Origin of the sequence: Oceanobacillus caeni (genome assembly GCF_019037185.1) — a bacterium.
GTDB classification, from domain to species: domain Bacteria; phylum Bacillota; class Bacilli; order Bacillales; family Amphibacillaceae; genus Oceanobacillus; species Oceanobacillus caeni.
In genome coordinates this window covers 1-7,639 of the sequence record NZ_JAHHXM010000058.1, presented here as the reverse complement: position 1 = coordinate 7,639, position 7,639 = coordinate 1, and the positions used below count along the sequence as shown (strand labels likewise).

The window sequence follows — 7,639 nt, the reverse complement described above, 5'->3', positions numbered from 1 at the left end:
CTTCTTCATTGAAACTGCAAAAAGTTTTCCCTAAAGAATCTCAATATGACGAAAACATGTTCTTATAGGGGAAAAAAAGGTAAACTTAAAGATAATTAGGATTGACAGGGGAATACATTTATGATATATTTTCCAAAATAGCTAAATAACCAATATTTAATAACTCTTATCAAGAGTGGCGGAGGGACAGACCCTGTGAAGCCCGGCAACCTTCAAGTTTTTTCTTGAAAAGGTGCTAATTTCTGCAGATTAATTTCTGGAAGATAAGAGGAGGACAGAAAGATTTAAGACCTCTTCTTATTTATGTAGAAGAGGTCTTTTTGTGTTTTGGTATAAAAGTGAATGACTATAAGGGGCTGATACGATGGCGAATGAAAAACATAGTGAAAGTTCATTAGTTGCAAAAGCGTTAGTAGATGGAAATAAAAACGCATCCATAGCTGAAATTTCTAGTGACAATAATTTTTGCAGTATTTATGTCAGCAAGTATAGAATGAATAAAGAAGTTGGGTTTGAAAGAAAGTTGTTTCAGATGCTTGAGGATTTTCAACTTTATTACAGAAATATACCGTCTAGTGTCGATACTATTAACCTTATTTTACATGAAAATCAATTACATCAGGAGATAGAATGTGAACTGATTCAGAGGATTAGTTCGGAGCTTTCAGCAGATAAAGTGACTATTCAACGTAATCTTGCGCTAATTATGCTAATTGGAGGAGAGATGAATCATAATGTAGACAATATTACCAGAGCAGCGAATGTTCTTGCAAAAAAAGAAATTAATATTGAAATGATACATATGAGTCATGGCTCATCCAAGATAAGTTTAGTATTAGGTGTAAAGGCTCATGATGAACCAAAAGCTGTTGCGGCTCTTCATCGTGAATTTTTTGCTGGTGTTTCGGTTTGATCATATGTGTTAGATAATATAGGACATCTAATTAATCAGTGTTTTGACTATTAGATGGTCCTTTTCCTTTTTGTTATACTGTTGACTCTTATTTGAAACATTCTTTAACCTGTAAAAGGTTTGAATATTCATCTGTTCTTACAGGTATTGGAGATTATCATTTTAGTACTACTGTTCTCTCTTTTCAACAAATAACAAAATTAGTGTTGCCAATGGACCTAATACAAGAGAGAGCAAAAACCAGTTTAATCCCGTTCTATTCTTCCCTTGTGCAAGTGCAGCGTTTATCAAAGCAAGTGTACCCCATCCTACAAAATATTGGTTATCCATCATCTGTCCTCCTCATTAATCCCATTCATCTATGCAGGGGGCATCTCCTCTTATTGCCACCTTTGTACGCGTGACAGAAATTATGAAACGGTCCAAGGACTATACAAATATTTGATTTAGGTCTAATTTCAAACCTGTTAAAACATTAACGGAAATATTATCACCTTTTGTTAAGACTCCTTGAAATTTGTATTGTTTACCAATTAAAAGATGTATTTCTACAGATTTGTTAACCGGATCAACAATCCAACACTCTTTTACTCCTGCTTTTTCGTAAAGCTGATATTTCTTCCAACGGTCTAACTTAACAGATGAAGGTAAAAGTATTTCGATGATCATATCTGAGGCTCCATTACAACCCCTGTCGTCAAGCTTTTCTTGATCACTTACAACATATAAATCGGGTTGACTACATTATTTATATCATCGTCCTCTTTGTTATCCACTAATAATCGTACATCGAAAGGCGCAAAAAATACTTCGCATTCCTTTTCTTGGAGAAAGACTGAAAAAGCCGTAGATAATTCCCTGAGAACTTGTTGATGCCTACGTGAAGGGACAGGAACATATAAAAAGTTCCCCATCAATTAACCCAAACCTTTTACCTTCATCCTATGTTAGATAATCGGCATATGAATATTTCTCTTTTTCATTCGGAATGACCATTAAATCCTTCATTTCAGCTTATACTATCAACATATTATCATAACCGAAAACATTGAACATCTTCCTTTAGATCACTTTAATAATAACTGAACCTGTTACATACTGCTTTCCCTTGTTATTTTACAGCTTTGAAAATGTCTTTCTTAAATTTTCTGGATTGAATTTTAATTCATCTGGTTCATCCGTTTCCCAAACTTCATAATCCTCATCATTCAGCATTTTCCTAATTTGGTCTGTATCATAGATTTGTAGGTTGTATACCCTATTGGCCATCATTAAAATGGAAGCCATGTGAGCTCCTTCTGATGTTGATCCACAAATATCCTTCACTAAATTTACCTGATAATCACGATAATACGCATCCATTACCGTTGATAGCACACTGCAGTCGGTTAGAACACCACCAACGACTAGATGTTTAATATGAAGGTTTTTAAGCACCAGTTCTAAATTAGATTCATAAAACCCACTGTACCTATGTTTATCAATAATGATATCCCCTTGTTCCGGTTTAATTTCGTCGACAATTTCAATTGAAATAGACTTAGAATGGTAATAAATTGGTTCACCATTTTCGTTTAACGGTTCACCAGCCGCAAGTCCAACTGCATCCGCACGATTAATATGTCGCGTATAGATAATAGGTATCCCTTTTTCTCTACAGTCCTCAATAAGATCGGATGCGTTATCAAGAATTCCTTCCATATCCTCAATTTCTGAAGTTCCCTCTTCTTTTTGAAGATCCATTAATAAAAGTGCGGTTTTATTGAGATCCAAATGGCCTCCCCCTTACTTTATTTCGTCATATATATTCATTGTACCGGATGGCACTATATAAATGGAAATATTCTGATATATAGGTTCAAAGGTTTCTATTTATTTCAAGTGCAATAACGATATTTTGACTGTAAATGAAACATTTTGATTTGAAATACGTATAAACATAGTAGGGTATGGTACTTTTTAATAAAGGAGAAGTGGAGTGTTTTATATTTAAATACTAATCTAAAAGGAGTATTTGTTATGGTAAAAAGAGTTTCTATGGTTTTGTTAACTATGGTTTTAGCTATTGTTGCCTTATTTTTAGCTGCTAAAAATCCAACCGGTCCTAATACTGTTTCTTTCGATGAACCATTCATTCTGTGGATATCTTTAGGAATACTCGTAGTACTATTCTTACCACCTTTAATTTTATCATTTTTTAATAATCTTGCGGTAAAAATTATTTCTACTATTTATCAAGTCTTTATAGTTTTAACTTTCTTAGGACTTATTCCAGTAGGTTTTATGATTCCTAGTACTTCGGTAATAGTTATCGGGGCTTTGGGTACTGTTAGTAGCATTTGTAGTATCATTGTCACTATTTTAGTAGAAATAAAAAATTGACTTTTATGTAAAGGAATCTTATGAAAGATATTTTAATTTCGACTTTGTCCATTATAATAATTATGTATGTCATTTTTAAATAAAAAATTTTAAAGGAACTTACATGGTTTCAGATTTTTAGCGTTGGGGCTTCCTATCTTGTTGCAGTCCTTTTTGCTTTCATTCTTATATACTACGGAGGAAATTTGGTTTCTGGGTATTTTTTAAATATAATCTTTAAATACATAATTTTTCTTGTAATCGTTTGTATAGCAGTATATTTATGTGTAAACATTTTAAACAGGGTATTGGGGATAATTACTAATGGCATTCTTCCAAAAAACTAAAGGAAAGGGATGTCAGATGTCAAAATCAAAAAACGCTCAGATTTAATTTTTTTCTGAGCGTTTTTGCTCGTTATTATCGTAGGCCTTATTAAAAAACAGGTTGTTCCCGTCTTATTTTCCCTAAGAAATATTCTATTTGTTTGTTCGTTCGATTTAACATGGACTCATCAGCAATCAGATGGTCACTTGTCATATCTAACTGGCTATCCTGAAAATAAAGTCCTTTTAGGTTTTGAGCTTTCATCGATGCTAGTAAGGGTTTCAATGTATATTCCAATGCTAATAAATGAGACGGACTGCCACCAGTCATCACTGGGAGTACTGGAGTATCTTGCAAAACATCTTGCGGAAGGATATCAAATAATGCTTTTAACACACCAGAGTAAGAAGCTTTGTACACTGGGGACCCAACAATAACACCTTTGGCTTTCCCTAATCGTCTTGCAATCTCCTTAATTTCCGGGCTTTCGAAGTTTCCAAAAAGTAAGTCCTTCGCATCCACGCCTTTTACTGATATATGTTTAATCAAAAATCCTTCCTGTTTTACTAAGTCACCTAGATAGTAAAGAATACGTTCCGATTTTGATATGGAAGAAGGACTTCCCGAAACAATGACAATATCACTCACACCCATTCCCCTTTCTTTTCGATAAGCGGGATCCCTGGTCAAATAGGGATTCCACGTTTAATAGTTTGCTAAAGCTTTTTCTTCTAAAATTAGTATAACATTTTCTATAATCATCATATTGCTCGTCTAAAACTGATATACTTAACAAAAACCCGTCGGCGGTATTATACCCACTTTTTTTATTTTTTTGAACCATACACAAGTATACTAAGTAATTTACTTGGTTTTATCTATTGAATATAAGTATAGCATTCTTCCAAACTAACAACAATAGGATGGGTTATAATTTTTTATCCTTTCACTTATAGAGAAATTCTATAACAGGGTCTTCCAATCATTAAACGCAATTTACCCTGAATATAAAATTAACCATTTACCGTATCTAAACTAACAATGATAATCCGTGCTTCAAGTGATCTTAATTCTTAAAACAATTGTATATTTTCTATAAAGCACTTTAACAAATTTGTCAAAACCTTATAAGCCAATTAACCATAGTGAAGTACAATAATACACAATAGTAGTTATTTACTTTTTCATAAATAACGCTTGAAATTGAATGATCATCTTGTTACAGTAAGATTGATAAATGTCATTTTCACTAATGGGAGGGATGATGTTATAGGCCTCGTTTGATCAAATAAAGAAAGATTTTACATTATTGGCGAAGTGATTGGGAAATTTTACGTGAAATTATTATTACAAAGTGAGGGAACTTTAATGTGGGTTATTACTGTTTATGAACAAAACGATATTCATATGTTTGAGTTTAATAATCAAGAAGAGGCAAATGAAGCTTTTAAGAATATGAAAGGGTGCAAGTATCTTAGTGAAGTGATTTACTATAATGACTTTGATTCAGAGCAAATCGAAGAAGCTTACTTGCATGCCATAGTTTCCTAAAAGAAAGAAATCCTCTTATACCACCAACAAAGTTTCCAATTTCTAAATCGCCGAAACCTCTGTGTGCGGGGGAACCATCTGGATTCAATGGAATCCAAGGGGTGAATCCTTTTTTAAAAAAGGTAGGGCTACTCAATGGCCCGAATCCGACAGCTAACCTCGTAAGCGTTATGGAGAAGGATGGTGAAGCTTGTGGCGTCCAAAAAAATACGTGTCTACAGATCATGTACAATGAATGAACCTGTAGACACGTTTTAATTTGTTTAAAAATATCGGATCAGGTACTAGAATGAGAGGCCGTGCGAAAATCATAGCCGGACGTGCAATAAGAGTTGGGCATTATAGCTTGCTAAAGGTTGTCATATTATTAAGTTCGATTGTTGGTTCAACAACAAGAACAGTAATAAAAATATTCGATGTGGAAACAGAGTTAATTCATCTCGCAGATTATGAAAAATTCAGTGGTGCCCGTAATTATGGAATATGAAGGATACAAATATATTACTCAAGCAATAATGAATGCAGATGTTATTATAAGGAATTCATTCAAGCGATATTGATAAACAAATATGATTTATTATCTGTAAAGGACTTTTAAAGAAGATTATGAGTATGGTTGTTACTGCAGGCTTTTGCTTAATTGTCGGACAACAGTTAAAACGAATATTATCTTACATAAAAGCACAAATCGTTTCTTCCTATGTATATAGAGGAATAGAATTTCAAGCTAAAGAAATCATTAATGATGACGTACTATTCCGTATCGAACCATTAATTGAGGAAATTATTGTATTAACCGAAATATACGAAGAGATTCGGGAAGTAAAAAAATGAATTGAATTCATTTCCAAATAATATAAAAAGGCTCCACAGGTAGGATTCGAACCTACGACCGATCGGTTAACAGCCGATTGCTCTACCACTGAGCTACTGTGGAATAATCTATACGCGCCCTAGAGGATTCGAACCTCTGACCCACAGCTTAGAAGGCTGTTGCTCTATCCTGCTGAGCTAAGGGCGCACTTATATTAACATACTCATGTATGGAATTTGAAACACCAATCACTTTATATGTTAGTAATGGGCCTGAGTGGACTCGAACCACCGACCTCACGCTTATCAGGCGTGCGCTCTAACCAGCTGAGCTACAGGCCCACTATCAATAATGGAGCGGGTGAAGGGAATCGAACCCTCATCATCAGCTTGGAAGGCTGAGGTTTTACCACTAAACTACACCCGCATATCGTGTCAATATTATAAATAAGATGGTGGCTCGGGACGGAATCGAACCGCCGACACACGGATTTTCAGTCCGTTGCTCTACCGACTGAGCTACCGAGCCAACTAATTTACTCTTATGTATGGAGGAGGTAGAGGGATTCGAACCCCCGCGCGGTTTGACCCGCCTGTCGGTTTTCAAGACCGATCCCTTCAGCCAGACTTGGGTATACCTCCACGTTATTATGGTTTCTACAAATGGACCCTGCAGGATTCGAACCTGCGACCGATCGGTTATGAGCCGATAGCTCTAACCAACTGAGCTAAGGGTCCATCATAAATAATTAATGGGGCGACCGGTGGGAATCGAACCCACGAATGCCGGAGCCACAATCCGGTGCGTTAACCCCTTCGCCACGACCGCCATCTTATAACTATGTATTTCTGATAGCAGCAGAGGGTATTTAACCCATGATCTTCACGGGTATAAACCATACGTTCTCGCCCACTAAGTTCTTCCCGAATAATTGGCTGGGCTACTAGGATTCGAACCTAGGATACACGGGATCAAAACCCGATGCCTTACCGCTTGGCTATAGCCCAATACTTCATGGTGCCGAGGACCGGAATCGAACCGGTACGGTAGTCACCTACCGCAGGATTTTAAGTCCTGTGCGTCTGCCAGTTCCGCCACCCCGGCAGATGTGATGAGCCATGAAGGATTCGAACCTTCGACCCTCTGATTAAAAGTCAGATGCTCTACCGACTGAGCTAATGGCTCGTACTTGTAATTTTATGGTGCCGGCCAGAGGACTTGAACCCCCAACCTACTGATTACAAGTCAGTTGCTCTACCAATTGAGCTAGGCCGGCATATGACGGTCCGGACGGGACTCGAACCCGCGACCTCCTGCGTGACAGGCAGGCATTCTAACCAACTGAACTACCGAACCATAATTTGGTTGCGGGGACAAGATTTGAACTTGCGACCTTCGGGTTATGAGCCCGACGAGCTACCAGACTGCTCCACCCCGCGATATTTATTAGATAATATTAATGGTGGAGGATACAGGGATCGAACCTGTGACCCCCTGCTTGTAAGGCAGGTGCTCTCCCAGCTGAGCTAATCCTCCGACGCACAGAAGTACCAGTGCATGTGTTGCGACAGGATGTCGCGTACTTAACATGCCTTTCTTGAAAATGGTGACCCGTACGGGATTCGAACCCGTGTTACCGCCGTGAAAGGGCGGTGTCTTAACCGCTTGACCAA

General features: G+C 36.9%; 8 protein-coding genes, 15 tRNA genes, 1 pseudogene and 2 riboswitches. Of the genes and pseudogenes, 5 read left to right on the top strand and 19 right to left on the bottom strand.

The window, feature by feature from the left end; genetic code table 11:
- Positions 1 to 163 precede the first annotated feature (163 nt).
- A riboswitch (SAM riboswitch) is annotated at positions 164 to 270 on the top strand.
- Between the two features lie 94 nt (positions 271 to 364).
- The gene (locus KM885_RS17350; protein WP_052771603.1) at positions 365 to 913 is read left to right on the top strand and encodes an ACT domain-containing protein; all 549 of its coding nucleotides are present in this window, start codon (positions 365 to 367) and stop codon (positions 911 to 913) included.
- 168 nt (positions 914 to 1,081) lie between these two features.
- Here the strand turns inward: KM885_RS17350 and KM885_RS17345 are convergent, their stop codons facing one another.
- The 3 genes and pseudogenes from KM885_RS17345 to KM885_RS17335 all read right to left on the bottom strand — a co-directional run bounded on the left by KM885_RS17345 (position 1,082) and on the right by KM885_RS17335 (position 2,686).
- Entirely contained in the window at positions 1,082 to 1,243 is a 162-nt protein-coding gene (locus tag KM885_RS17345; RefSeq protein WP_165589225.1) for a hypothetical protein, read from the bottom strand.
- Between the two features lie 99 nt (positions 1,244 to 1,342).
- Positions 1,343 to 1,639: pseudogene (locus tag KM885_RS18035) on the bottom strand (Uma2 family endonuclease); the annotation flags it as partial.
- A gap of 390 nt (positions 1,640 to 2,029) precedes the next feature.
- Entirely contained in the window at positions 2,030 to 2,686 is a 657-nt protein-coding gene (locus tag KM885_RS17335; protein WP_216884319.1) for a cysteine hydrolase family protein, read from the bottom strand.
- Between the two features lie 246 nt (positions 2,687 to 2,932).
- Between KM885_RS17335 and KM885_RS17330 the strand changes: the two genes are divergently transcribed.
- Complete coding sequence (locus KM885_RS17330; RefSeq protein ID WP_216884318.1) at positions 2,933 to 3,295, top strand: hypothetical protein; 363 nt, start codon at positions 2,933 to 2,935, stop codon at positions 3,293 to 3,295.
- A gap of 414 nt (positions 3,296 to 3,709) precedes the next feature.
- Here the strand turns inward: KM885_RS17330 and ssuE are convergent, their stop codons facing one another.
- The gene (gene ssuE, locus KM885_RS17325) at positions 3,710 to 4,249 is read right to left on the bottom strand and encodes an NADPH-dependent FMN reductase (RefSeq protein ID WP_060669264.1); all 540 of its coding nucleotides are present in this window, start codon (positions 4,247 to 4,249) and stop codon (positions 3,710 to 3,712) included.
- 720 nt (positions 4,250 to 4,969) lie between these two features.
- Here ssuE and KM885_RS17320 point away from each other — a divergent pair.
- From KM885_RS17320 to KM885_RS17310, 3 genes are all read left to right on the top strand, one after another.
- Positions 4,970 to 5,152, top strand: coding sequence for a hypothetical protein (locus KM885_RS17320; protein WP_047183626.1), 183 nt, complete (start codon positions 4,970 to 4,972; stop codon positions 5,150 to 5,152).
- 38 nt (positions 5,153 to 5,190) lie between these two features.
- Positions 5,191 to 5,335, top strand: a riboswitch (cyclic di-AMP (ydaO/yuaA leader).
- 106 nt (positions 5,336 to 5,441) lie between these two features.
- The gene (locus KM885_RS17315; protein ID WP_204798822.1) at positions 5,442 to 5,639 is read left to right on the top strand and encodes a hypothetical protein; all 198 of its coding nucleotides are present in this window, start codon (positions 5,442 to 5,444) and stop codon (positions 5,637 to 5,639) included.
- Positions 5,640 to 5,764: 125 nt separating this feature from the next.
- Positions 5,765 to 5,986, top strand: a complete 222-nt coding sequence (locus KM885_RS17310; protein ID WP_060669266.1) for a hypothetical protein — start codon at positions 5,765 to 5,767, stop codon at positions 5,984 to 5,986.
- Positions 5,987 to 6,017: 31 nt separating this feature from the next.
- Here the strand turns inward: KM885_RS17310 and KM885_RS17305 are convergent.
- From KM885_RS17305 to KM885_RS17235, 15 genes are all read right to left on the bottom strand, one after another.
- Positions 6,018 to 6,089 (bottom strand) — tRNA-Asn (locus KM885_RS17305).
- Between the two features lie 10 nt (positions 6,090 to 6,099).
- Positions 6,100 to 6,173: transfer RNA gene (locus KM885_RS17300), tRNA-Arg, on the bottom strand.
- Between the two features lie 60 nt (positions 6,174 to 6,233).
- A tRNA-Ile gene (locus tag KM885_RS17295) sits at positions 6,234 to 6,307 on the bottom strand.
- Between the two features lie 11 nt (positions 6,308 to 6,318).
- A tRNA-Gly gene (locus tag KM885_RS17290) sits at positions 6,319 to 6,392 on the bottom strand.
- A gap of 26 nt (positions 6,393 to 6,418) precedes the next feature.
- A tRNA-Phe gene (locus KM885_RS17285) sits at positions 6,419 to 6,494 on the bottom strand.
- A gap of 20 nt (positions 6,495 to 6,514) precedes the next feature.
- Positions 6,515 to 6,607 (bottom strand) — tRNA-Ser (locus KM885_RS17280).
- 22 nt (positions 6,608 to 6,629) lie between these two features.
- Positions 6,630 to 6,703 (bottom strand) — tRNA-Ile (locus tag KM885_RS17275).
- 15 nt (positions 6,704 to 6,718) lie between these two features.
- A tRNA-His gene (locus KM885_RS17270) sits at positions 6,719 to 6,794 on the bottom strand.
- Positions 6,795 to 6,898: 104 nt separating this feature from the next.
- A tRNA-Gln gene (locus KM885_RS17265) sits at positions 6,899 to 6,973 on the bottom strand.
- An 8-nt stretch (positions 6,974 to 6,981) separates the two neighbouring features.
- Positions 6,982 to 7,070, bottom strand: a tRNA-Leu gene (locus tag KM885_RS17260).
- Positions 7,071 to 7,078: 8 nt separating this feature from the next.
- Positions 7,079 to 7,151: transfer RNA gene (locus KM885_RS17255), tRNA-Lys, on the bottom strand.
- Between the two features lie 15 nt (positions 7,152 to 7,166).
- Positions 7,167 to 7,242 (bottom strand) — tRNA-Thr (locus KM885_RS17250).
- Between the two features lie 6 nt (positions 7,243 to 7,248).
- Positions 7,249 to 7,322 (bottom strand) — tRNA-Asp (locus KM885_RS17245).
- Between the two features lie 6 nt (positions 7,323 to 7,328).
- Positions 7,329 to 7,405, bottom strand: a tRNA-Met gene (locus KM885_RS17240).
- Positions 7,406 to 7,426: 21 nt separating this feature from the next.
- Positions 7,427 to 7,502: transfer RNA gene (locus tag KM885_RS17235), tRNA-Val, on the bottom strand.
- Between the last annotated feature and the right edge of the window lie 137 nt (positions 7,503 to 7,639).